This window comes from Sphingobacterium spiritivorum, from assembly GCF_016724845.1.
GTDB classification, from domain to species: domain Bacteria; phylum Bacteroidota; class Bacteroidia; order Sphingobacteriales; family Sphingobacteriaceae; genus Sphingobacterium; species Sphingobacterium spiritivorum_A.
In genome coordinates this window covers 3,761,775-3,786,424 of the sequence record NZ_CP068082.1, presented here as the reverse complement: position 1 = coordinate 3,786,424, position 24,650 = coordinate 3,761,775, and the positions used below count along the sequence as shown (strand labels likewise).

26 protein-coding genes and 2 tRNA genes are annotated in these 24,650 nt (G+C 39.5%); 10 read left to right on the top strand and 18 right to left on the bottom strand.

Going from position 1 to position 24,650, the window contains the following annotated elements; all coding sequences use genetic code 11:
- Nucleotides 1-7: 7 nt before the first annotated feature.
- Nucleotides 8-412 (bottom strand): DUF4783 domain-containing protein, encoded by a 405-nt coding sequence (locus tag I6J03_RS16155; RefSeq protein WP_003004223.1) that lies wholly within the window; start codon nt 410-412, stop codon nt 8-10.
- 147 nt (nt 413-559) lie between these two features.
- Here I6J03_RS16155 and gpmI point away from each other — a divergent pair, with 147 nt between their 5' ends.
- From gpmI to I6J03_RS16135, 4 genes are all read left to right on the top strand, one after another.
- Nucleotides 560-2,134, top strand: coding sequence for a 2,3-bisphosphoglycerate-independent phosphoglycerate mutase (gene gpmI, locus I6J03_RS16150; protein WP_003004225.1), 1,575 nt, complete (start codon nt 560-562; stop codon nt 2,132-2,134).
- Between the two features lie 15 nt (nt 2,135-2,149).
- Nucleotides 2,150-2,698 carry a hypothetical protein gene (locus I6J03_RS16145; RefSeq protein WP_003004227.1) on the top strand — a complete coding sequence of 183 codons (549 nt, stop codon included), beginning with the start codon at nt 2,150-2,152 and terminating at the stop codon, nt 2,696-2,698.
- A 199-nt stretch (nt 2,699-2,897) separates the two neighbouring features.
- A complete protein-coding gene (locus I6J03_RS16140; protein WP_003004229.1) occupies nt 2,898-4,088 on the top strand; it encodes an MFS transporter in 1,191 nt (396 codons plus the stop codon).
- 3 nt (nt 4,089-4,091) lie between these two features.
- The gene (locus I6J03_RS16135; RefSeq protein ID WP_003004232.1) at nt 4,092-4,970 is read left to right on the top strand and encodes a DUF72 domain-containing protein; all 879 of its coding nucleotides are present in this window, start codon (nt 4,092-4,094) and stop codon (nt 4,968-4,970) included.
- A gap of 85 nt (nt 4,971-5,055) precedes the next feature.
- Here I6J03_RS16135 and I6J03_RS16130 read toward each other — a convergent pair whose 3' ends face one another.
- From I6J03_RS16130 to I6J03_RS16120, 3 genes are all read right to left on the bottom strand, one after another.
- The gene (locus I6J03_RS16130) at nt 5,056-6,135 is read right to left on the bottom strand and encodes a tetratricopeptide repeat protein (RefSeq protein WP_003004235.1); all 1,080 of its coding nucleotides are present in this window, start codon (nt 6,133-6,135) and stop codon (nt 5,056-5,058) included.
- 36 nt (nt 6,136-6,171) lie between these two features.
- Complete coding sequence (locus I6J03_RS16125; RefSeq protein ID WP_003004237.1) at nt 6,172-6,798, bottom strand: hypothetical protein; 627 nt, start codon at nt 6,796-6,798, stop codon at nt 6,172-6,174.
- Between the two features lie 112 nt (nt 6,799-6,910).
- Nucleotides 6,911-7,684 (bottom strand): C40 family peptidase, encoded by a 774-nt coding sequence (locus I6J03_RS16120; RefSeq protein ID WP_003004241.1) that lies wholly within the window; start codon nt 7,682-7,684, stop codon nt 6,911-6,913.
- 159 nt (nt 7,685-7,843) lie between these two features.
- Between I6J03_RS16120 and I6J03_RS16115 the strand changes: the two genes are divergently transcribed.
- Entirely contained in the window at nt 7,844-8,317 is a 474-nt protein-coding gene (locus I6J03_RS16115; protein WP_003001483.1) for a universal stress protein, read from the top strand.
- A gap of 1 nt (nt 8,318) precedes the next feature.
- Here I6J03_RS16115 and I6J03_RS16110 read toward each other — a convergent pair whose 3' ends face one another.
- The 8 genes from I6J03_RS16110 to I6J03_RS16075 all read right to left on the bottom strand — a co-directional run bounded on the left by I6J03_RS16110 (nt 8,319) and on the right by I6J03_RS16075 (nt 16,168).
- Entirely contained in the window at nt 8,319-9,491 is a 1,173-nt protein-coding gene (locus I6J03_RS16110; RefSeq protein ID WP_003004244.1) for an RsmB/NOP family class I SAM-dependent RNA methyltransferase, read from the bottom strand.
- A 24-nt stretch (nt 9,492-9,515) separates the two neighbouring features.
- Nucleotides 9,516-10,802, bottom strand: a complete 1,287-nt coding sequence (locus tag I6J03_RS16105) for an ABC transporter substrate-binding protein (RefSeq protein WP_232279631.1) — start codon at nt 10,800-10,802, stop codon at nt 9,516-9,518.
- Nucleotides 10,759-12,309, bottom strand: a complete 1,551-nt coding sequence (gene guaA / locus I6J03_RS16100) for a glutamine-hydrolyzing GMP synthase (protein WP_003001489.1) — start codon at nt 12,307-12,309, stop codon at nt 10,759-10,761. Before guaA ends, I6J03_RS16105 begins: the two co-directional genes overlap by 44 nt.
- 151 nt (nt 12,310-12,460) lie before the next feature.
- Nucleotides 12,461-12,808, bottom strand: coding sequence for a hypothetical protein (locus tag I6J03_RS16095; protein ID WP_003004254.1), 348 nt, complete (start codon nt 12,806-12,808; stop codon nt 12,461-12,463).
- Between the two features lie 194 nt (nt 12,809-13,002).
- Entirely contained in the window at nt 13,003-13,410 is a 408-nt protein-coding gene (locus I6J03_RS16090) for a hypothetical protein (protein WP_003004257.1), read from the bottom strand.
- Nucleotides 13,411-13,933: 523 nt separating this feature from the next.
- Nucleotides 13,934-14,767, bottom strand: coding sequence for an orotidine-5'-phosphate decarboxylase (gene pyrF, locus I6J03_RS16085; RefSeq protein ID WP_003004260.1), 834 nt, complete (start codon nt 14,765-14,767; stop codon nt 13,934-13,936).
- A 42-nt stretch (nt 14,768-14,809) separates the two neighbouring features.
- Nucleotides 14,810-15,409, bottom strand: a complete 600-nt coding sequence (locus I6J03_RS16080; RefSeq protein WP_003004262.1) for a TlpA family protein disulfide reductase — start codon at nt 15,407-15,409, stop codon at nt 14,810-14,812.
- A gap of 15 nt (nt 15,410-15,424) precedes the next feature.
- Entirely contained in the window at nt 15,425-16,168 is a 744-nt protein-coding gene (locus tag I6J03_RS16075) for an RluA family pseudouridine synthase (protein ID WP_003004265.1), read from the bottom strand.
- A 135-nt stretch (nt 16,169-16,303) separates the two neighbouring features.
- Here I6J03_RS16075 and panB point away from each other — a divergent pair, with 135 nt between their 5' ends.
- Nucleotides 16,304-17,119, top strand: a complete 816-nt coding sequence (gene panB, locus I6J03_RS16070; protein WP_003001495.1) for a 3-methyl-2-oxobutanoate hydroxymethyltransferase — start codon at nt 16,304-16,306, stop codon at nt 17,117-17,119.
- 19 nt (nt 17,120-17,138) lie between these two features.
- Nucleotides 17,139-17,741, top strand: coding sequence for a hypothetical protein (locus I6J03_RS16065; protein ID WP_201693813.1), 603 nt, complete (start codon nt 17,139-17,141; stop codon nt 17,739-17,741).
- A gap of 83 nt (nt 17,742-17,824) precedes the next feature.
- Here the strand turns inward: I6J03_RS16065 and obgE are convergent, their stop codons facing one another.
- From obgE to I6J03_RS16045, 4 genes are all read right to left on the bottom strand, one after another.
- On the bottom strand, nt 17,825-18,823 hold the full coding sequence (obgE, locus tag I6J03_RS16060; RefSeq protein ID WP_115169291.1) for a GTPase ObgE: 999 nt from the start codon (nt 18,821-18,823) through the stop codon (nt 17,825-17,827).
- Between the two features lie 47 nt (nt 18,824-18,870).
- Nucleotides 18,871-19,440 (bottom strand): adenylate kinase, encoded by a 570-nt coding sequence (locus I6J03_RS16055; RefSeq protein ID WP_201693811.1) that lies wholly within the window; start codon nt 19,438-19,440, stop codon nt 18,871-18,873.
- Nucleotides 19,441-19,504: 64 nt separating this feature from the next.
- Nucleotides 19,505-19,578: transfer RNA gene (locus I6J03_RS16050), tRNA-Arg, on the bottom strand.
- Between the two features lie 199 nt (nt 19,579-19,777).
- Nucleotides 19,778-19,851 (bottom strand) — tRNA-Arg (locus I6J03_RS16045).
- Between the two features lie 183 nt (nt 19,852-20,034).
- Here I6J03_RS16045 and I6J03_RS16040 point away from each other — a divergent pair.
- Entirely contained in the window at nt 20,035-20,871 is an 837-nt protein-coding gene (locus tag I6J03_RS16040) for an alpha/beta fold hydrolase (protein WP_003004284.1), read from the top strand.
- On the opposite strand, the gene I6J03_RS16035 is transcribed toward I6J03_RS16040, so the two are convergent.
- Nucleotides 20,857-21,651 (bottom strand): patatin-like phospholipase family protein, encoded by a 795-nt coding sequence (locus tag I6J03_RS16035; RefSeq protein ID WP_232279632.1) that lies wholly within the window; start codon nt 21,649-21,651, stop codon nt 20,857-20,859. The genes I6J03_RS16040 and I6J03_RS16035 overlap by 15 nt on opposite strands.
- Before the next feature lie 124 nt (nt 21,652-21,775).
- On the opposite strand from I6J03_RS16035, the gene I6J03_RS16030 reads away from it, so the two are divergent.
- Both I6J03_RS16030 and I6J03_RS16025 read left to right on the top strand, forming a co-directional pair.
- Nucleotides 21,776-22,375 carry a TetR/AcrR family transcriptional regulator gene (locus I6J03_RS16030; protein WP_003004289.1) on the top strand — a complete coding sequence of 200 codons (600 nt, stop codon included), beginning with the start codon at nt 21,776-21,778 and terminating at the stop codon, nt 22,373-22,375.
- A gap of 8 nt (nt 22,376-22,383) precedes the next feature.
- Nucleotides 22,384-23,016 (top strand): nitroreductase family protein, encoded by a 633-nt coding sequence (locus I6J03_RS16025; protein WP_003004292.1) that lies wholly within the window; start codon nt 22,384-22,386, stop codon nt 23,014-23,016.
- Nucleotides 23,017-23,113: 97 nt separating this feature from the next.
- Here the strand turns inward: I6J03_RS16025 and I6J03_RS16020 are convergent, their stop codons facing one another.
- A complete protein-coding gene (locus I6J03_RS16020) occupies nt 23,114-24,544 on the bottom strand; it encodes a Gfo/Idh/MocA family oxidoreductase (RefSeq protein WP_003004295.1) in 1,431 nt (476 codons plus the stop codon).
- Nucleotides 24,545-24,650: the final 106 nt, after the last annotated feature.

Here is a 24,650-nt window from a genome sequence, read left to right as displayed (position 1 = left end):
AACAAATCTATTTTACAAGAACAGGCTCAAACCTGATCTCTGATATGTACAGAACATCGTTATTTTCGATTAATTTGGTGAAGACACGGTATTGTTCCCGTTGTGTCTTTAACGAAAATACGTAGTATGCATTTGAGGAATTGGAGTTCATTTTTTGCATGATGCGTGCAGAAGATGGTTTATTTTGTCTGAAGAACTCATTTAATATTAACTCTGCCTGAAATTTGGAATATACACCATCTTCCTGTTTCACGGCAACGCTTACTGTACTGGCAAAATTCTTGGCCAGATCCTTGGAATTACCGGCCCGGAGACTACTTAAAATGTTCTCCGCAATATCCTGCCCCCATCCTCTGGCAAAACTGCTCAGGAATGAAAGAACGACCGTCGCCATTATAATCCATTTCTTCATTACACGCTTATATTTAACAGAAAAATATTAATAATTAAGTAATTAAATATCAATTTAACCCAAAGACACTTTTCTCAGTTTGTTTTGCACCAAAAGTATGCCATTAATTTTAAGATCGCCAATATTAACATTTCAAATTCAAAAAACATGAATTACATTAAAAAAAAGACATATAATAAGTTATATTTGTATGTGAGTACAAAAAAAGTAGCGCTATTAATCCTGGACGGACTGGGATATGGCAAACAAGATGATTCAAATGCGGTAATTGCCGCTAACACCCCATATTTAGATTATTTATTAAAGACTTATCCTAATGCCAAATTAGAAGCTTCAGGAGAGGCTGTAGGACTACCGGAAGGACAGATGGGTAATTCTGAAGTAGGACACATGAACCTGGGTGCAGGACGTGTGGTTTATCAGGAACTAGGCCGTATACATAAGGCTGTTCGTGAAGGTGTGTTTAATACCCATGCTGTAATACAGGATGCATTTAAATATGCTAAAGAGAATGGTAAAAATGTACATTTTATAGGTCTATTATCTGACGGAGGAGTACATGCACACACCAAACATCTGAAAGGGTTATGTGATGCAGCTCAACACGCAGGATTGACCAGTGACCAGGTTTTTATACATGCCTTTTTAGACGGACGTGATACAGATCCTAATTCAGGAATAGGTTATGTAAAAGATCTTCAGGATTATTTAACTCATTCTGCAGGTACTCTGGCATCTGCTATAGGTCGTTATTATGCAATGGACAGAGATAACAGATGGGAACGTGTCAAAGAAACGTATGATCTGCTGGTCAACGGTACAGGTACAGCTACCCATAATATTATTGAAGCTATTCAGCAGTCCTATGACAATCAGGTAACAGATGAGTTTGTAAAACCTATCGTCATCACCAATGCTGACGGAACTCCAAAAGCTGTGATCAAGCCAGGTGATGTCGTAATCTGCTATAATTTCAGAACAGACCGTGGTCGCGAAATCACTATTGCCCTTACGCAAAAGGACTTTCCGGAATATAACATGCATGCGCTGGATCTTTACTATGTAACGATGACTTCGTATGATGATACATTCAAAAATGTTAAAGTAGTTTTCCAGAAGGATAATCTTACGGCAACATTGGGAGAGGTACTGGAGAAAAATAACAAAACACAAACACGTATTGCCGAAACAGAAAAATACCCGCACGTTACTTTCTTTTTCTCGGGAGGTCGTGAGACAGAATTTAACGGTGAACACCGCCTGTTGATTCCTTCTCCAAAGGTAGCCACCTATGATTTACAACCTGAAATGAGTGCTCAGGGAATTGCAGACGCTATTGTAAATGATATGGAAACGCAGCATCCTGATTTCATCTGTCTCAACTTTGCTAATCCGGATATGGTCGGTCACACCGGAGTATTCGAGGCTGTCGTAAAAGCCGTGGAGACTGTTGATTCCTGTACCAGACAAGTGGTGGAAAAAGGACTTACACTGGGCTATTCCTTTATTATAATAGCAGATCATGGTAATTCGGAATTTATGATCAATGAGGATGGATCTGTCAATACAGCACATACCACCAATCTGGTTCCTTGTATCCTGATTGATCAGGATTACAAACATGTAAAGGATGGCAAACTTGGAGACATCGCTCCTACGATATTGAAAATATTAGGTGTAGAGATTCCTGTAGAAATGTCAGGTGATATACTGGTTAGTTAATCGTACAGCGCAGAAATGAGTAATCTTGTCTATAAAGTACTGATGGTGATGGGATGTGGTGCTTTATGCTTAACAAGCTGCAGTCAACCTACTTCTAAAACAAATAGCGGAAGTGAACAGTACTACTTTTCATTGGATAGTTTTTTTCGCTCAGAGACCGCAAGGTTACAAAAAGAGAATCCGCTTATATCCAAAACGGTTGCTAAAGATGGTGAAGAGGAAAGTAAATCCGTAAAAATCAAGAATTGGGAAAATGAACTTTCAGCATTTACTTCTTCAGATATCAATAAGAGAGCGAATGTAGGGTTATATAAAGTCGAAAACAGAGATTGTGATATTATCTATACGGCTTTACAACCAGGTGTCTCCGTTCAGAAGATTATTATCAGAGAAAATCATCAGGGTGAAGTAAGAGCCATTCAGATCGAAAAGATAACAAACAATATCTTGTACAGCACGGAAGAAAATCTGACTTATACGGTGGATTCGGCATATGTAATCTCAAAAAAGCAACACATCAAGCTGATGGGAGAGAATACTTACCATGTATCAGGTAAATTCTAATTCCTCATCTTTCGCTTAGAAAATATATGAGAGCCTTCCTGTGTCAGGAAGGCTCTCTTTTTTATTCTTAAAACTTCAGCTATTCTTATCCTAACTTTACTTTAAATGGACATTTTAAATAGTAATTTTATGCGCTCAACCGTCAGCATCTGCTGACTTGCTATCCGGCAATAGAAAAACAGATTTGAAAAAGAAAAACATGAGTATAAATACAAAACCCCAACTTACTCCTTCCCTACTCTGGTTAATGGCTATTGGAAGTGGTCTCGTAGTTGCGAATAATTATTACAATCAACCTTTACTTGCACTAATGGCCAAAGATTTTGATGTATCGGAAGCCCGCATCAGCAATATTGCGATGCTGACGCAGATTGGTTATGCCTGCGGATTGCTATTTATTGTCCCCTTAGGTGATATGTTCAGACGTCGTAAACTTATCCTGATTGATTTTATATTTATTATCGCCTCTCTCATCGGAATGGCCACGACCCGGTCTGTTGACTGGTTGTTCCCGTTGAGTTTTATGGTAGGTTTTACGTCGGTAGTGCCCCAGATTTTTGTACCTATGGCAGCAGAAATGGCCAGCCCTGATAAAAGAAGTTCGGCTATAGGTATGGTCATGAGCGGTCTGCTGATCGGAATCTTACTATCCAGGGTGGTCAGCGGAATTATTGGCGATTATTTCGGATGGAGAGAAATGTATTGGGCTGCTGCAGGATGCATGGTCGTATTAGGCATACTGATAGCAGTTAAACTTCCGGAAAACAGTCCATCTTTTACCGGATCTTATAAAGACCTGATGAAGTCATTAGTCCGGTTGACACGTACGCAACCTGTGTTGAGATTAGCTGCATTCAGAGGAGCAATGGGATTTGCGGGGTTCAGCGCCTTCTGGACTACACTTGTTTTCCATATGGAAGGTGCTCCTTTCCACGACGGTCCGGCTGTGGTAGGTTCATTTGGCCTCGTCGGAGCCGCCGGAGCTTTGGGCGCAGCCTTTGTCGGGAGGTTTACAGGCAGGTTTACTTCTTTCCAGATTATTCTTTATGCGATCCTCATGATGGTGGTAAGCTGGATTGTGTTTTACTTTGGCGGTTATACATATATTGGATTGATCATTGGAATTATTTTGGTAGATTTAGGTCTGCAATCTATGCATATAATGAATCAGTCCAGTTACTTTGCACTCAATCTCGGAGCAAATAACAGACTGAATACAGTATACATGGTCACCTATTTTATAGGCGGATCTACAGGTACTTATCTGGCGGCACAGGCCTGGAAATATCAACAATGGACTGGTGTAGTGGCCGTTGGGATTTTCTTCACAGCATTAGCATTGGCAGCGCATCTGATATTTGATAAAAAGATTAATAACAAAACAGTATAGCATATGAAATTTGGTCAGGTTAATAATCCTCAGGATATAGATTTTTCGCTTCCTCCTACACCTCCTGAAACATTGGAAGTACTGACTAAGGGAGACAGCAGCAAACCGTTTGAAGTATATGTAGGCTGTGCAAAATGGAATAAAACAGATCTCAAAGGCTTCTACCCACGGGGTACAAAAGATGAATTGGCTTATTATTCTACTCAATTCAACAGTATTGAGCTTAATGCTACTTTTTACAATTCTCCCTCCAAAGAACAGGTGGAGACATGGAAAGAAAAAACTCCTGCAGATTTTAAATTTTTCCCGAAAATTCCACAATCCATCAGCCATTACAGCAGATTGCTAAATACCGGAGAGAAAGTAACAGCCTTTACGGATGCTGTTGCGCTCTTTGAAGAGAAACTGGGTATGGTCTTTCTGCAGATGATTGATAATTTCAAACCGAAAGACTTTCAACGTCTGGAGGATTTTGTTCGTGAATTTCCGAAGGGTATTCCTCTTGCTGTTGAGGTACGTAATGCAGAATGGTTTTCGGATCCGGAAGTACGGGAGAAGCTATATAAGACCTTACAGCAATATCATGTATCCAATGTATTAGTCGATACTGCCGGCAGAAGAGATATGCTGCATATGCGTATGACGACTCCTACCGCTTTTATCCGGTATGTAGGCGCTAATCACAGCAGTGATTACAGCAGACTGGATGAGTGGATAGAGGTTATCAAAAAGTGGCGTGAAGCCGGATTAGAGAAATTGTATTTCTTTATCCATCAGAATATTGAAGTGGAGTCTCCTCTGCTGGCAAATCATTTCATCAAAAAATTGAATGATACTTTTGGTCTGGATATCCGCAGCCCGCGAAAGAATGAATTATTTTAATATGTACTGTAATATCCATAGTCATATTGCAAAAAAAATCCTGCTTGAGAATACAAGCAGGATTTTTTTTATACTGGCAGTCCGGTTAACCTTCTTGTTCTAATTCTTCAAATTTCCTGAGGTCTATACGGGCTCCTTCTTCATCCCCCAGTTTTTCTTTCACTGATGCCCGGTACTGATAAAGATCAGAGTAGTATGGGTTGAGACGTATAGCATGATCATAATCCTGCAAGGCTCCTACCCAATCTTCCATTTTCTCTTGTAGTTCAGCCCGTAGTGTATAGGGATAAAAATCCTCTTCGGTAAGGCTGATCCAACGGTCATAATCCAGTTTAGCCAATTGAAGATTTCCAGTCTTTTCGTACAGTGTTGCACGTTCTTCAAATACAACAGCATTATTTTGCTGAAGATTTTCTGCAGACCTGAAATCTTCCAGAGCCAGTTCGCTCATTCCGATTGCAACAAATAATTTAGCCCGATATATATAGGCCTGAAAATTATCCGGTGCTAATAAAATTGCCTTGTCAAAATCAAATAAAGCATCGTCATAGCGCAAAAGCCGGGTCTGTAATGCTCCGCGGTATACATATAATTCGGCCAGCTCGGGTTGTAATGAAATAGCAAGTGTATAGTCGTCCAAAGCGCCCCAGTAAGAGAAAGAATACACTTTCTCCAGTGCTCTGTTGATCAAATGATTAACTTTTGAAGGTTCCTTTTTGACCAGTAAATTCAGCTCTGCCAGCTGATCATTATTATCGAGATGTTCGTGTTCAAATTCACGCTGTTCCAACCATTCAAAAAAGGAATAATAATTGAAATCAAGTTTTTTAGCGACCTGATAATCGTAAAAGGCGCCCTCATCATCTCCCATCAACGAATTCAATAAACTTCTGCAGGCATGAAAAAAGGGTTGCTCTCCAAACTCCTCAATCCCTTTAGTATAAGAGCCATGCGCTCCTTCCAGATCATCTTTCGTATAACAGTTGATCGCTGATACGGCCAGAGAGATCGCCGGAGAATCAATCATGCTGATGCTGTACTCTCTTTTATTTTCAGGTAGCGGAAACAGATATAAGCCCGTCAGGAGAAATGATATATTCTGATCCAGACCTAAATGTTTGAATTGTTTTTTCAATCTTAAAATTTGATCATCCAGATTATCCATACTTCAAAAATACTCAAAACTTTTGTAAGAAAGTCCTTAATTCATATAAAACGAAACACGTATTGCTGCACCTTTTTGCCCTTTATCATATAGATAAAAGCCTTCTCTGATCATATTGTCAGGCTCTGCAGATGGTTCTGTGATGTCGTAATACTGCACGGTATCCTTATTGTCATCTATTTCGGTTCTGCTCAGTTGATATTGCTTTTTATCCACTATCCGCTGATAATCTTCTCCATAACCTTTTCCAAAAAATGAAGAGGTAATCCAGACCATCTTTTGAAGCAATTCGGATGTATTTTCAAATGGAATATCCGTTTCCAGATAGGCATCATAAATAAAATGATTGCAGCCTCCAATCATCAGTTGCAGACGGTCGCCATTACGCAAATTGACTGTAAGCTGGTGAGTAGTGGTATCCCAGACTCCTTTGAGAGCAGGATCAAATTCCGACACTGCATCTTTTGTCAGTCTTTCCATGTCATTGTCAAAGATACAGTCATCCACCCCAACTGTGATGGTATCTTTTCTAGCAATAGAGTCTGCTTTTAAGGCAATAGCAGTATCCGATTGACTTATATTTTTGATATTGCTGTTCGATTGGCATCCTGCTGATAAGCAAATACCTGTAAGAAGAAAAGGCACTATAATTTTAAAATTCATTCCAGTCAAATGATATAGTTTTAGTATAACTCCCGATTATTTATTTTTTTTAATACATTATCATCAAAATCAGTGATAATTATAATTATCACTGATTTTGATGATAAAAATATCAAATATATCGTTTTACAATACGTAACCGATGTGTATATTTATTCCAGTCTTTATTAAAAATTCCTTCCGAATCCATCCTGTCTATTCTGATCTTTGCAGAGGCATGGATAATACGTTCACTATCCAACATAATACCTACATGGGTAATTCGCCCTTCTGCATTATCAAAATAAGCGAGATCTCCGGCTTTTATTTCCGGAAGAAAATCTACAGTAGTTCCCAGTTCCGCCTGTTGATACGCATCTCTGGGCAACTTTAGGTTAAAATGTCTGTAAATCAATTGAGAGAATCCTGAACAATCTATACCGGCCCGTGAACGTCCTCCCCAGAGATACGGAACAGCTTCGTAGGCACGGGATACAACAGCTATTTCTGTTTCAAATGAACCGGTGTCCGGTGCAAACACATCGCCCTCAATGTTATAGGCAACCTTGCCGACTTTCATCGTATTATCCTGGCCGGGATACACATATGTACCATGTACTAATTGTATGCGTACAAAGCCTGAAACAGCATAAGCCCCTGATGGACCTACCAACAGACGTTTTGATGAATGACAGGAGTTGTACTCCTCCGCTGTGACATATGTAAACTGCCCCAACTGCAACCATCCCTCATAATTATCGCTTTCAGTTTTAATATATGCCCAGTCTGCGGATTCTTCCAGAACCTCAAAGCATTCTCCGAACAATAATTGTGATACCATTTCACTGCGATGTGCAGCTTCTGCCCTCAAGGGTACAATAGAAAGATTACAGATTCCAAAAGCCATAATATGAATATTCTGTAGAACAGTTCTAAAAATACGGTTATCGTACTACCATATATCAATGCCTGTTCATTGCTAAAAAACAAATTATATAGATATGAAACAAAATGCTTATTTCATATGTTTTATTCCTACGAAGATAATCCTTTAAAGTGAAATATTATGACTACAGTACATCCAAAATTCCAACGTGTTCTTGTAGCGATCGACGATAGTCCTTGCTCATTAAAAGCTATTGAGTATGCTAAAGAAGTAACGAAATTATTAAAAACTTCTATTGCCTTAGTTACAGTAGTACCGCCCACGACCCCTGCAAGCTATGGTGCAGACCCGCTTCTGGGACAACAACCCATTATTGTACCTGAAGTTACAGAGATACAGGAAAAATCAGCGCAGGAATTTCTGGAAAGAATAAGCCGTGAATTTGAAGAAGCGAATGAAGTTTTTGTGTTCAACAAGGTGGGTTCTGTGAAACAGGAAATTCTTTCAGTAGCACAGGAATGGGCTGCTGACCTGATAATTATGGGCTCAAATGGTCGTACAGGATTTGATCATTTTATCTCAGGTAGTGTTTCTGAAGGCGTTATCCGCAAATCGTTATGTCCGGTAATGGTAATCCCGGGAAAAGCAGAATAGCTTATTTTTTACGTAACCGGGCCGCAAACATGGTGTCGGCCTGCTGCTCGTACCCCTTCAATGTGACCATTTCCTCGAGCTCACAGCCCAGATGTTCACTGATAAAGTTTACGACGTCCTCATTCTCTTCTTTAAAAACAGAACAGGTAATATATAGAAGCGTTTTACCTGGTTTAAGGTGACGTAATACATTCTTGGCAATCTGACGCTGCAGTACTGAGAAATTTTCGATAGCGGATTCCTTAAACTGCGATATCATCTCCGGCGTTCTTCCCCATGTACCGGAACCAGAACAGGGCGCATCCAGAATTATACCATCAAACAATTCCTTATCCAGTATTGTTAACGGATCACGTGTCAGATCAATAACTTTCTTACGGTAATTTTTGATTCCGGCGAAATCAAAACGCTCATCCAGATTACGGAGTATACTCATACGGATATCAGACACCAGTAATTTTACTGACGGATATTTATCCAGAAACAGAAGAGCCTTCCCTCCCGATGCAGCACAGGCATCCCACCAGCTTTCACCATCTTTTGCTTCTATCAGATCAATCGTCTTTTGGGAAGACAGATCCTGTACTTCATAAAGTCCGGATAATCCTTTCAACTGCTGCAGATTTGTTCCATTACGTAAGGCTAATGTATGTGGACGAATATTCTCAAATGTAACTTCTGCTTCTGTAAGGATATGTTTTACTTTAGCTTCTGATCCTCTTTTCAATCGGATAAACAGATCCGGTTGCACCAGTTGACTTTGTAGGAATAACTCTGTATCAATAGGAGCTGATAAATGTTGTTGTAATGGGAAGAGGTCTGAGCGGTTTATCAAATCCAGACCGACCAAAAAATCGATCTTATCGGAAACAGGATCCCCTAATCGTGAAGTCCAGTCAGGTTTGTAATAAGAGACGACTGTACTCTCTGTCTCACACAGAAATTCAGCAAGCACAACCCGATCAGTAACCGAAAGTTGGGTTGCAGCTGTACCTAACCTGAAAAAGTTATAGCAAAGCCTGGAAGTCATCCGTCTGTCGGATGACCCCATCTGCTTGTTATCTTTAAAAAACTGTGTTAAAAACCTTGAGAACGGTTCTTTATTCGGATATGAAGACAGCGCACGTTCAAAATTGCGAATTTGCTGCCCTATACGTCTTTCGTTGACCTCCATTAGCTTACCCAATAGTTAGGGTTATTATTTTGATTGAAATGCACCATTACGGTACACTAAGAAACCAACAGCATTATTGACATACCCCCATGCAGCATTATACTGAAATTTAAAGGAGTTAGACAACCCGTCAAATTCTTCACTTTCTACATGTGCGGCGTAATCTTTACCATATTTGGCAATCAGTCTTCCAAAGTATTGAGCTGCATCATATCCTTTAAATGAATATTCTGATGGCTCTACTCCATAAGTATCCTTATATGTGGTCTTAAATTTACGCACGGCGGATGAATACGACGAAAGTACAAATGAAGAACTGATCGTAATCGAATAGTCATCTACATTACTGAATGCCTTAAAATCAAATTTATCCCATGTCGGATGTCCGAACAGGGCAAATCTATATGGTGATTCCAGGCTTTTAGCATCCAGATTACTTAATAATGCTCTAAGCTGCACTGCACTTGTGGTACCTGTGACAATAATGTTTTTGCCTGTCTGCGTCAGCGATTGATTCAGTTGGTCTATGCTTGTCACCGAACGTACATCCAGCTTTTTCTTTGCTCCTGCTATTTCTGTATCAAATCCTGTAAGAAACTGTTTGTGATCTGCATCTCCGGTATTGTAGACAATGACAACATCTCCGGTATTGTACTCCCTGATAATCTCTTTTGCCATCTCCCGCATATGTACGCGTATCGGCGGAGTAAGTGACACAAGATTAGGATTGTTAAATTCTGTAGGCATAGTAGCTGCCAGCGGCGATACCTGCAGAATTTTCCTGTTTACAGAATTTGCACCGAAAGTTTTGATCTCTTTCGGATAAATAGGACCTACAATTAATGATGCGTACTGCACATCATCGGATTTGGCAATCGCTGTAGTACGTACCACATCATCCCGGGAATCCAGCACATTTAAGGTGAAATTAGTTCCTTGCTTTGCCAGATCATCTAATCCGGTCTGAAATCCCTGATAAAAGTCCAGTGCCAATGCTGCACGCTTGACATCATTTTCAGATAAAAGACTGGTATTGACAGAAGTCAGCTGGAAAGGAAGAATCAGGGCTATCTGATTGACCATAGCCCTTTTTGCTGCCGCCTTTTGCTCTGCCGGTGACAATTCTTTTACTGTAGTCTTATCTTTATCCTTTTTCTCTGTTGCAGCACCTGTATTTCCACCTTTATAATCAGGTGAACGCAGCACGCCGGTAGTCTTAGGAGAACATGATGTAACAGCCAGTAAAAGTGCTGCTAACAACAGTAAATTATTCCCACTCAATCGTTGCCGGCGGTTTGGAACTGATATCATATACAACTCTGTTGATTCCTTTAACATGATTAATGATTTCGTTAGAAATTTTTGCCAGAAGATCATATGGCAAGTGAATCCAGTCTGCAGTCATACCGTCCAGTGAACCTACAGCACGCAAACTTACCACATGCTCATATGTACGCTCGTCTCCCATTACACCTACAGATTTCACCGGAAGGAATATTGTTCCTGCCTGCCATACTTTATCGTACCATCCGGATTCTTTCAGATTGCGGATGTAGATATCGTCTGCCTCCTGTAAGATACGTACACGATCCGGAGTAATATCTCCCAGAATGCGTATTGCCAGTCCCGGTCCCGGAAAAGGATGCCTTCCCAGAATAGCCGGATCTACATTTAATGTTTTTCCTACTTTACGTACCTCATCCTTGAAAAGTGTTTTCAATGGTTCTACAACCTTTAACTTCATAAAGTCAGGAAGACCACCCACATTATGATGTGATTTGATCGTCGCTGAAGGGCCTTTTACCGATATAGATTCAATGATATCCGGATAGATTGTACCTTGTCCCAACCATTTAGCCTCTACGCCTTCAGGCAATTCTTTTTGAATCTCTTTTGCCGCTTCATCAAAAACATCTATAAATGAAGCACCAATGATCTTTCTCTTTTGTTCAGGTTCTGAAATACCAGCCAATCTGCCATAGAACAAGTCTTTAGCATTGATTCCCTTGATATTCAGCCCCATATTTTTATACGAATCCAACACCTGCTCGTATTCGTCTTTACGCAACAAGCCGTGATCTACAAATATACAATGAAGATTTTTACCGATTGCCTGATGCAATAACACACCTGCTACGGTAGAATCTACACCTCCTGAAAGTGCCAGGATCACATGGTCATTACCCAATTGTTTTTTAAGATCTGCAACTGTAGTTTCTACAAAAGCATCTGCAGTCCAGTCCTGTTCGCATCCGCAAATGTCAACAACAAAGTTTTTCAGCAATACCTGACCATCAGTGCTGTGCGTTACTTCGGGGTGAAACTGTATCCCGAAAGTCTGTGTACCTTCTACCTGATAGGCTGCTACTCTTACTTTATCCGTACTGGCAATAATTTTAAAGTTTGCCGGAACATCTTTGATCGTATCTCCATGTGACATCCAGACCTGGGACTGGGTCGGTACTCCTACCAATAATGGATTAGCGTCATCTACAAATTGTAAATTAGCACGTCCGTACTCTCTGATTTCCGAAGGCAACACCTCTCCTCCGGATTGCTGTGCGATATATTGTGCTCCGTAACACACTCCTAATAACGGGAAACGGTCCTGAATAGATTTGAAATCTATTTGTGGTGCATCTTCCTGGCGTACCGAGTACGGACTTCCGGAGAAAATAACACCTTTTACTGTTTCATCAAATTCTGGAAGATGATTAAAAGGATGGATTTCGCAATACACACTTAGTTCACGCACACGTCTGGCAATCAACTGTGTATACTGTGAACCAAAATCAAGAATAATAATTTTTTCTGGCATGGGCCAAAGTTACGGATTTGTACTGAAATATGATTCTATAAAAACAATATAACGGTAAAAGTAGTTTGAAATTATCTGTTTACCGCTGAGATGTTTATCAGCAGCATATTCAGAAAGCAGAATCGGTTTATTTTTCCAGGTATTAAGGTGTCTAAACTGTATCATTAGTATAATACCAAAAGTCTTCTGCAGAAAAACTCATCTTGTTGAATCCGAACTCAAAATCAATCAGATGAAACTCCTCCTCTACTTTGAAAATATTTTGGTTTAAATCCGAAGCAGAAATTAATATCAAATTATTTTGATCAGTGATTACATCTTTTACCATTGTAATAAATTTTTCATCTACAAATATCAATGGATATTTATGCCAAATGTATGCAATGACATTACTTTCATTAGAGAGAGTCATCCAATTCTCTTCGTCCTTCCAATAAGAAACAGAAAGTTGGCTTTTATTAAACAATTCAACACATTCAAAAAAAATCGGAATGACCATTCGCTGTTAATTTTTATCGCATGCTTCAAGTTATCTGTAATATCTATCTTAAAGTTATCCATATTTAATCCTCCGAACTTTTAAAGCTTCTTACTTTAGTAAAATTTATCCTCAATCGTAGCTATTGCTTCTAAACTTAATATTTTCAAATAGAGTTCAAATACTTTGACAAACTAATATTGAAAAATATAACATTAATCTTCTAACATGAATATAACTTCCTTTTTATCTATTACAGAATTATCTAAAAAATCCATTAAAACTTTAATTGAGTAAGCCAGTTGACCAATTTCTGACGTTCTATAATTTAATATGTATACCTTCTCACAAAAAGTAATCTTTTCGTACCGGGTGGGATATTTTTGTAAATGCATCTGATTAGGCTCTTCATATCCGGCTTCTAATAATTGATCCAATAATTTTTTTAATCCTGTAATCAAAGATGATGTTTGCGAAGAGTTAAAAAAAATTTCATTTCTTTTATTTGGCATCATTCGGTTTTCGAGTAAAAACAAGTTAAAATATGAAAATGAAAACATCTTTATTTGTTCACTAAAAACATATATATCCCTTCCGACTTTAATACCTTTTATTTTTTTCATTTTAGTTTAATATATCCAATTATATTCTCAAATATGGAAAGATAAAATTCAAAAAATCTATCAAAAATAAGTGAAACTTGCTACGATTTATATTACTTCCTTTTATGGGTGCATCCTCGGATATAATCCCTCGGCTTGATCTCTACATCGAGTCATAACAATCCAAAAAAATGTCATGTTTATTTCTATTCTGACAATCAAATAAATTTTCCAGTAGAACAGCGAGAATATTTAAATTATCTCTGTTTATTTTTAATCCTTTACATTATTCAGAACCAGAGCTTTTTACAAAATTTTGCTCCAACAACTCCTTAAAGGTAGTTTAGGTTTAACCAATTAGAGAGATAATTATAATTCGAATAATTCTATTTTGTAATTTTCAAACTTAAATATAAAAAAATAACCAGACTCAAAGCCAGCACTATCTAACGGCATTATACAATATTAGTTAAAGTGTAAATTATAATAACAAAAAAAAGCTGCTTTAGATTTTAAAGCAGCTTCCTGTATTCTCTTTTATAACTTAAATAATGCCATGTAGTACTAATTGCTGCTCCATCTCTTTCTGAAGAATCAATGCCTCTTCTCTGGCTCGTTCGGCAAAGTCTTTTCCATTTGAAGCATAGATGATACCACGGGTACTGTTAACCAGCAATCCACAGTCTTTATTCATACCGTATTTACAGACATCTTCCAGACTACCTCCCTGTGCACCTACACCCGGCACAAGCAGAAAATGATCAGGAGCATGTTCACGTATCTTGATAAATCCTTCGCCACGGGTTGCTCCTACCACGTACATAATCTGTTCGTCCGATCCCCAGGTATTTACCTTATCCAGTACTTCTTCAAACAACTGTTTGCCGGAGGAATTGGTAAAATTCTGAAAATCCAGACTTCCCGGATTAGAGGTAAGCGCCAGTACTATAGCCCACTTACCTTCAAAATCTAAAAATGGTGTGACCGAATCTTTACCCATATAAGGAGCAATAGTAATCGAGTCAAAGCTCATACCCGAGTTTTGCTGATCAAAAAATGCACTGGCATACATTTTAGAGGTATTACCTATATCACCGCGCTTGGCATCCGCTATACTAAAACAATCCTGAGGCAAAGCTTCCCAGGTCTTACGAAGAGATTCCCAGCCCTTTACACCATAGCTTTCGTAGAAAGCGATATTAGGTTTATAGGCCACACAAAGATCCTCTGTCGCTTCTATAATGGCTTTATTAAACGTAAAGATAGGATCTTCATTATCCAGTAAATGTTCAGGGATCTTAGTGAGATCTGTATCCAGACCTACACAGAGAAATGAACGCTTTGTTTTGATTTGTTGAATGAGCGCTGCTCTGGTCATATTAAAAATTCAAAAGTAAAAATTGAAAAGTAAGGAAGGATCTTATTTATTAATCAGTTCCTCTATAAAATCCACAACCTCTTTACGGCTGTAATCCGCCATTCCTTCATGTCTGGTGACTATTGCTCCTGTTTTATCCAGTATCAATGTTGTTGGAATAGATCCTCCTAACCAGGTTTTCGGAATCTCCCCTGCAGGAAAATGTACAGGCATTGTAAGTTTTTCTCCCTGCATAAACTGCAGTGCTTTTTCTGTATCGTTTTCTATTTCTACAATCAGGAAAGCTACTTTATCGTTGTTTTTAAACTTGTCATACAGCTTCTGAATAGACGGCATTTCTGCTTTACACGGAGGACACCATGTTGCCCAAAAATTAACAAACACCACTTTTCCTTTGAGATCATGCGTCTGAATAGTTTTACCGGAAGCATCTGCAAAAGCAACGTTAGGCTCTCCTGATTGAACAGCATTAGCTCCTTCAGGTATAGCATCTGGTGTCTTCGGCACTTCAAGTTTAGGCTTGAACAGACCTATCTTCATAAGTCCCTGCTGAAAATAGGCACGACTCGTTGGCCATACCATCAATGCGATCAGCACAACGAAAACTACATTAATTACAATTTTTTTAGTTTTTGGATTCATCACAAAATAAATGGGTTAAGCATCAAATTTTTCTAACTGTTTGAGTAAGATAGCGAAATCCTTCGGATATTCAGCCTCAAATTCATAAGACTTATCAGCAACTTTAAATCTTACCTTTTTGGAATGTAATGCAAAGCGTTTCATGATCGGTTGCTCTTCTTCATCCTTTGATAATGTAAAACCCCGCTTTTTGATCTGCGAAAGATATACCGGCTTTCCTCTGTACATACTGTCACCTACGATGGCTGCATGTTGTGTCGCCAAATGAATACGTATCTGGTGCATACGTCCCGTAATCGGCTTGCACTCTACTAATGTAAAGTGCTTAAAATATTGTATAGAATTAAAGATAGTCTCGGCAGGTTTACCGTTATAACGGTCTATGGTCACATTCTTATTCCCCTGATTAAGTATCGGCAGATCTATTTTGAGATCCTGAAAAATATGAGTTCCTTCTATAATAGCATGATAGGTTTTATCTACCCGTCTCTTTTCAAATTCTATGGAGATCAAACGGTAGGTTTCCGGATTTTTAGCGATAAGAAGTATGCCTGAAGTTTCTTTATCCAGTCGGTGACAGATCTGTGCATCGGCGTAGTATTTCTTAGCCAGACGCAGTATATTGACCTCTCCGCCTTCACGCTCGTCAAGCGAGGCGATAAAAGGGGGTTTGTTGATTACAATTATATTTTCATCTTCGTGAATGATCAGATCAGTGAACTTCGGAAATTTAAAGAGTTTAGCTTCGCTTTGCTTCATCCTGCAAATTTACAAAATACCTTTGAGATAGCTGCGATTTACCTTTACGGATAAGGCCAACAAGCATTTATTAGGGTTTTAAAACATAGTTTTGCTTAAAATTTCTATACTTTTGTTTCTTCAACAAACGAAGACATGTCTGTAAACAAAGAAATTACACGAATCACGACTTCTACCATTCAGGAATTGAAGAATCGTAAAGAAAAAATTGCGATGCTGACCGGCTATGATTATTCTATAGCACGCGCACTGGATGAGGGAGGAGTTGAAATCATTTTAGTCGGCGACTCTGCCGCTAATGTATTTGCCGGTTACGAAACGACCTTGCCGATGACACTGGACAACATGATTTATCATGCTTCAGCGGTAGTAAGAGGTACCAAACGTGCGATGGTGGTCGTAGATCTTCCTTTCGGAGCTTATCAGGGCGATATCAACGATGCTTATAAAGCTGCTGTTCGCGTCATGAAAGAATCCGGAGCACATGCACTCAAACTGGAAGGTGGTGTAGAGATCATCGAAAACATCCGTAAGATAGTTGAGACAGGAATCCCGGTTTGCGGGCACCTGGGGCTTACGCCACAGTCCATTTACAAATTCGGAAACTTTGGTGTAAGAGCTAAAGAGGAAGCGGAAGCGGAAAAATTAAAAACAGATGCATTAGCCCTTCAGGAAGCAGGTTGTTTTGCTGTGGTACTTGAGAAAATTCCGGCTAAACTGGCAGCTGAAGTATCTGCTTCTTTGCATATCCCTACTATAGGAATCGGAGCAGGAAACGGATGTGACGGTCAGGTATTGGTCGTAAATGATATGTTGGGGTTGACGAAAGGTTTTAAACCTAAGTTTTTGCGTCAGTATCTTAATCTGTACGAGGAAATGACCAAAGCATTTGGCCAGTATGTAGCTGATGTCAAAGCTGTAAATTACCCGAATGAAAACGAACAATATTAATTATACTACTTAAGCAAAGATGTTCAAATTTCTGATTATACTCGGATTGATAGGACTGGTGATCTACTTTGTATCACGTAAGCTATCGGGTCTTACAGGTTCTCCTTCCGGAGCAATCAGAAAGGGACAGTTTCTGCTTATGCATACACCTACTGCTTTGATTACAAAGGTTTCAAAGAAAACATTTGTCAATGTAGGTATCGGCATCATTCTGTTACTTATAGTGGTATTACTTGCTGTGAAGATCAAGATCCTGCTGTTTCTGCTGCCTATCAGTTTTTATATGATCGGACAGCTTTTTGTGTTGACCAACCATGTGAAAGCTACCCGAAATCAACAAATCTGGTTTGATCCGCAACAAGAAGAAGTTATTGTTGAAAGTCTGAATAAACAGACTATACGATTCAAGCTGCAGACAGATGTAAAAGCAGTGCAGCAAATAGAAGCGGTACAGCATACCAACGGAGTTGTATTTGGGTATTACCGGATGAAAACGACAGCAGGTATTGTAGAAATCCCATATCTGGTTATGAAAAACGATGCGGTTTATCAATGCTTTACTAATGCAGTACATAAACACTTCTCTCCTTCTCTGCAGAAAAGATTATTCCCGATTATATAAACGTTACTGGAAGAAGGCAAAAAAATAAGGATTCATTTTTAATTAAAAATGAATCCTTATTTTTTTATGCAGATGAATGGCAATCAGGAATTGATTGCCTTCCAGATCATATCTTTTAATTGAAGAATATTTTTACCGGATATGGAAGAGATAAAAATATAAGGAATATCATCAGGCACCTGAGCCTTCATTTCATTTTCCAGTTCTTCATCCAGCATATCAGATTTAGTAATCGCCAGTAATTTGGGCTTATCCATCAATTCTGGATTATAAGCCGTCAATTCTTTCAAAAGAATATGATATTCTTCCGCGATTGTACGATCTGTGTCTGCCGGAACCATAAAGAGTAAAACTGAGTTTCGTTCAATATGACGCAAAAACCGGTATCCTAATCCTTTACCTTCAGAAGCTCCTTCGATAATACCCGGAATATCGGCCATTACAAAAGATTTATTATCTCTGTAGCTTACAATCCCCAGATTGGGTACCAATGTAGTAAAAGGGTAATTTGCGATTTCAGGTTTTGCAGCTGACACTACTGACAGCAGTGTTGATTTACCTGCATTCGGGAATCCTACCAGTCCAACATCGGCTAGTACTTTGAGTTCCAGAATTACCCATTGCTCTATTCCGGGTCTTCCCGGTTGAGAAAATCGTGGAGTCTGCTGCGTTGCAGACTTAAAGTGCCAGTTACCCAGTCCGCCGATACCACCTGCTGTCAAAATTTTTGTTTCGCCATCTTCTGTAATATCAAACAGGACTTCTCCCGTCTCGGCATCACGTGCGATAGTACCCAGCGGTACTTCCAGTATTTCATCTTTACCGTTAGCTCCGGAGCGCAACGCACTACCTCCCGGATCTCCGTTGGATGCAATGATATGTTTTCTGTATTTCAGGTGGAGCAGTGTCCACAACTGACTTGTTCCTTTGAGTATAATATGTCCTCCCCGGCCGCCATCACCTCCATCAGGACCACCTTTGGCAGTATGCTTATCCCGATGCAAATGCGCTGAACCAGCACCACCATGACCTGATCGGCAACACACTTTCACATAATCTACAAAATTTGATCCCTGAGCCATTTATTATACTTCGTTAAGCTAAAAAAGAAAAAAATACTAATAAACTATTAGTATTGGTCAATAATCTGGGTCAGTTCCCCAAAAATAGAGTCAATATCTCCGATTCCGTTTACCTTAGAAAGCTTATCCTGAGCTTCATAATATGGTAATACAAGAATAGTTTTTTCGAAATACTCTTCTATGCGTTTCGTCAGTTTATCCGCTGCATCATCTGCGCGGCCTGAAATCTCTTGTCTCTTAGCGATACGAGCTTTCAATTCGTCTTCGTTGACATCCAGCGCAATTACTCCTGTGATAGAAGAATTGTTAGACTCAAGGAAGTGATCCAAAGCCTCAGCCTGAGCTACAGTGCGCGGGAATCCATCAAAAATAAATCCTTTTGCATTTGGATTTTTTTTAATTTCTTCCTCCAGCATTGCTATCGTTACGGAGTCAGGCACCAGGTTGCCATCCGCAATGATCTGACTAACCTGTTGGCCTAATGTTGTCTGGTCTTTGATGTGAGCACGGAAAAGATCACCTGTTGAGATATGCACCAATTGGTATTTATCAATAAGCTTTTGTGATTGAGTGCCTTTGCCCGCACCTGGAGGACCGAATAAAACAAGGTTTAGCATAGTTGTAATTCCGTAAAAAATAAAAGCCTAATCTTGTTTTTGATTAGGCTTGGAGTTTAACAAGTGCGCTCAAAGGGAGTCGAACCCCTAACCTCCTGATCCGTAGTCAGGTGCTCTATCCAATTAAGCTATGAGCGCGGCAACCAACACTTCCCGACTTTATGCCTGTTCTGTTTTGGTGATGCAAATATAGGGAAATTCCATCTTCACACAAATTTTTTTTCATTTTAAAGCAGAACACTGCATCAATCGATAAGAATTACCCGAATAATCCAATTGTTACATATCTGACAAAAAGTGAAGGAATGAATGTGTGTGTAATGAGAGAGAAAATGTGTGCGCTCAAAGGGAGTCGAACCCCTAACCTCCTGATCCGTAGTCAGGTGCTCTATCCAATTAAGCTATGAGCGCAGTTCCTGTGTGTCCCGGAGATAACCCCGTTTTGTTTTGGTGATGCAAATATCGTTACTTTTATCTTATTTCCAAATAAAAATATTCATTTTTAGTATCTGCAGGAATATAATTCTAATTATCTTATTGATTTTATTATATTTATGTTGAAATATTTTTTTTCATAATATACATTCCCCATACATGACAGAGCGTAACTTTAAGAGCAGCAAGATCCGAATTGGTGATATCAGTATCTCATACTATATCAAACCAGCACTTACTTCCGAACCAACCGAAACTATCATTTTTATCCATGGATTTCCTTTTAATAAGAAAACCTGGAAGCCACAGCTTGAGAGTTTGGCAGACAATGTGACCGGAATCGCAATAGATGTTCGCGGGCATGGCAATACAACTGCAGGGCATGGTTTTTTCAGTGTGGATGTTTTTGCCAAAGACCTTGTTGTATTTATCAAGAAGTTAGATCTCGAACAGGTTACCTTATGTGGTATATCCATGGGAGGATATATTGCACTTAGAGCATATCAGTTGATTCCAAACCGCATAAAAGGTCTGATCCTGTGTGATACCCATGCAAGAGCTGATGATAACAAAGGCAAACAAAAAAGATTTGATTCTATTCAGGCCATTTTACAATATGGAAGAAGACCGTTTGCCATAGGTTTTGTTGAAAACGTCTTTCATAAGGATACAATCAGCAACAATCCTGAAGCTGTAGAATTAATCAAAAGCAGTATCCGTCGCAACAGCATAAGCAGTATCTGTGCTACACAACTTGCATTAGCCAGTCGTACCGACACGCGCGATATGCTGGGAGCTATCCCTGTTCCCACACTGCTCATCAGAGGTGCAAATGATGCCATTACGCCCAAAGAGCTTATGGAAGAACTTGAAGCAGCTATTCCGCAGGCTTCCTATATAGAAATTGAAAATGCCGGACATCTTCCAAATCTGGAACAGCCTGAACGATTCAACAGTCTGCTCCATGAGTTTTTGAGAAACTTACAGATCAGATAAGGCATTTTCGGTCAGCAAAGCTCCTTTTTCTATCAGGTATTCTGAGCGGTCGTAGTCCCATAATCCAGAAATATTATGCGGAATCGTGACTACACAATCGGGCTTATACAAGGCTATGCTTTGTGCAGCCAGCTGACGTCTCATCGCATAATAAGCATGCGTCAATACACCTATTGAATTTACTTTTACAGGTTTATTCTTTGTCTGTACCAGTTCCGGATCAGGCAGACCGTCCAGGTTGACTGCGACTACAAGATTATGCTTATGCTGCACATGATTGATGGGTAAAGGATTGAGTACACCTCCATCAACCAGAAACTGCTCATCAATACTAACGGCTGTAAATACGGCCGGTATTGCTATGGAAGCACGTATAGCATCATACATACTACCTGTACGAAACACGACATCCTGTTCTTTTTTCAGATCAGTAGCCACAGCTGTATACCGTATCGGCAAATCTTCAATATTTATATCCGGCACGATTTGTTTGATCACCTCAAAGATGCGTATACCTTTCATGACGCCCGATCCAAAATAGGTAAAATCCATAAGCCTGAAAATTTCACGTTTGCTCAGTGTCTTCAGCCAATCCTGAAAATCCGAAAGTTTCTGCTGTGCATATACCCCTCCTACTAAGGAGCCTATAGAACAACCAACTATCTCATCTATTGTATATCCTTTGGATTCCAGAGCACGAATTACTCCTATCTCTGCAATCCCTCTGGCACCTCCGCTTCCCAGAACCAATGAAACATGTTTTTTCCTTGCTGCATTCATAACGCTAAAATTACAATATTTAAGGAGAAAGAGATTGTCATTAAAAAGTCTAAAAAACATAAAGTGTTTAAACATTTAAAAATCATTGTTACTTTTGCTAACACTGTTAACTAAATGTTTAGACATGGGAATATCGGAACGAAGATTTCGGGAGCAAGAGCAATTAAAACAACTTATCGTAGCGCAGTCATGGAGTATTGTGGCGGAGGAAGGATGGGCTGCACTCTCTCTGCGTAAGATTGCGGATGCGATTGAATACAGCGTACCGGTGATCTATAAGCACTTTAGCAGCAAAGATGACCTGATCGAATATTTTACGAAAGAGGGATTTCGTTTACTGGCCGAACAACTTGCCTATGCTATCAGTCAGGATGACTCTGCTGAAGTAAAAATCCTTCATATCGCTGAAGCTTACTGGTCCTTTGCCTTCACCCATCAGAAGCATTATGAGATCATGTTTGGTCTGGGCATACCGACCTGCGAAGCGATACAGACTGTACAGGAGAAAAGAAAGACTTCAGAAATTTTACTGACAGTCATTGAAGAGGCTATTTTGCAAAGCAACCGGACAGACACTGATAAGTACTTAAAAATGAAAACTTTTTGGTCTATCATGCACGGTCTTGTTGCTATTGAATTATTATCTGTTAATCAAAAATCAATCGAACCATCCGCTATACTTAAAGATGCCGTGGATGGGTATATCAAATCACTAATTAATTAAATAAAAAGATGAGTTTATTAGAACATTTAAACTGGAGATACGCTACAAAAAAAATGAACGGACAACAGGTAGCACAGGAGAAAGTAGATTACATTATCGAAGCAGCTCGCCTCGCTCCTACTTCTTCGGGCTTGCAACCGTACAAAATCATTGCAATCTCTGATCCGGAGCTGAAAGCAAAGATCCAGCCCATTGCCTATAATCAATCTCAGATTGTAGATGCTTCACATTTATTGATATTCGCTGCTTATGATGAGTATACAAAGCAACGTGTCGATGAGGTATTCACACAACAGGAAGTAGAGCGCGGATTACCTGCAGGATTTGCAGATGACTATAAAAATCAATTGTTCAGTTCACTTTCAGCACGTGAACAACAGCAACAATTTGAGCATGCTGCACGTCAGGCTTATATCGGATTTGGTCTTGCCATTGCCGCTGCAGCTGAACAAAAGGTAGATGCGACTCCGATGGAAGGATTTGTCAATGAGCAACTGGATGATTTATTAGAACTGAAAAAATATGGTCTTAAATCCGTTACGATCTTAGCATTGGGATACCGTGATACTGAAAATGACTGGTTGGTAAATATGAAAAAAGTAAGAAAAGAAGTTAAGGACTTTGTAATCAATCTGGACTAATACTTACTTAAAATGACAGCATAAAGCCGTTCTTTGTTAAAAGAACGGCTTTACTATTATATAAATTTCAGGAACTAAAATAGTTTGGCCTGATCTTTTAGATTTTATAATATTGCTCCCAGCCTTTTCTCGGAGGAGGTCCCGCTAGTAAGCTGTTAGCAAACTTATTATTTGTGATTTTTTTGCTTTTACGGTCAAATTCAAGTTTTGTCCCTAATTTCTGGGCCAATACCCCTAAACAGAAGACCTGACTTAAAGGACCTGCAATGTCGAAGGAAGATCTTGTCTTTTCTTCTCCTTTACAACTGCGAATAAAATTAAGGAAATGATTGGACGGACTCTGCGGTACTTCCGGAAGTTTTCCGGCCATGGCCAAAGCCTGTTCTTCCGGTATAATGGACAGTGTACTACCATGTGATCCACCTTTGAAAGTCAGATTCTTACTGTAGATAATCTTACCCGGATTAAGTTTTGCAGGTTCGATCTTACCGGTTGTCGGAGGCGGAATATTCGGATCTAATCCGGATACGCCATATCCTTCCGGTATTGGTGGCAGATTGTTGATACCATCGTACCAGGTAATATCCAGAGCCGGCATATCTCCCCGCTTAGGAAAGCGGAATGCCAGCGTAGTAGACATCGGAAAGAAAAAGTCATTATGACCGTCCAGATTAACAGGATTCACCTCATAAGGTAATCCCAGATCCAGAAACTCATGTGCCGTATCCAATATATGTGCACCCCAGTCTCCCAAAGCGCCCATTCCAAAATCAAACCAGCATCTCCATTGCCCGTTGACAAAATCTTTATTAAAGTCATGCCCCTGAGTAGCCATCTGCCACAATTCCCAATCTAATGTCGAAGGTGTTGGCTCTTTAGGCGGAAATGACTTGATATTCGTATCCCAGGTATGCCAGCGTCTGGGAGCATTCATATGTGCGGTAATTGCCGTTACATCTTTAATAATTCCGGCTTCCTTCCAGGCTTTAAATTGAAAGTAATTCGCTTCCGAGTGTCCCTGATTACCCATTTGTGTCACCACTTTATTGAACTTAGCAGCCTTTTTCATCATTAATTCTACTTCCTGAAAAGTTCTGGCCATTGGCTTCTCTACATACACATGCTTTCCAAGATCTATGGCCATCATGGTTATCGGAAAATGAGAAAAATCCGGAACTCCTATAGAGACTGCATCGATCTGATTACTCATCTTATCAAACAATTGCCTGAAATCCTGAAACCGGGGTACATCCGGAAATTGCTGAAGGATCGGAAGCGTATGAGGTGCGCCCATATCAACATCACACAGTGCCACAATATTGACCAGTCCTGTCTTGTAAAGATCCTGAATAATATCTGCACCTCTGTTTCCGATGCCAATACAGGCCAAATTAATCCGTTCATTAGGTCGTGCTAATTTTACCGGTGCTGAAGCAGCTAAGAAAGACGGTAAAGCGATAGTAGCACCCGACAGCAACAGACTATTGCGCAAAAATGTCCGTCTCGAAAAAGAGGTTGTATTTTTCATGATTTGAGATTACAAGTTTATAATTAAGAGTTTGTCCGGGATTACAGAGACAAAAATTAAATTTACCCCTCTAATTTAATTATTTTTTATTAATTCTATATAAAAA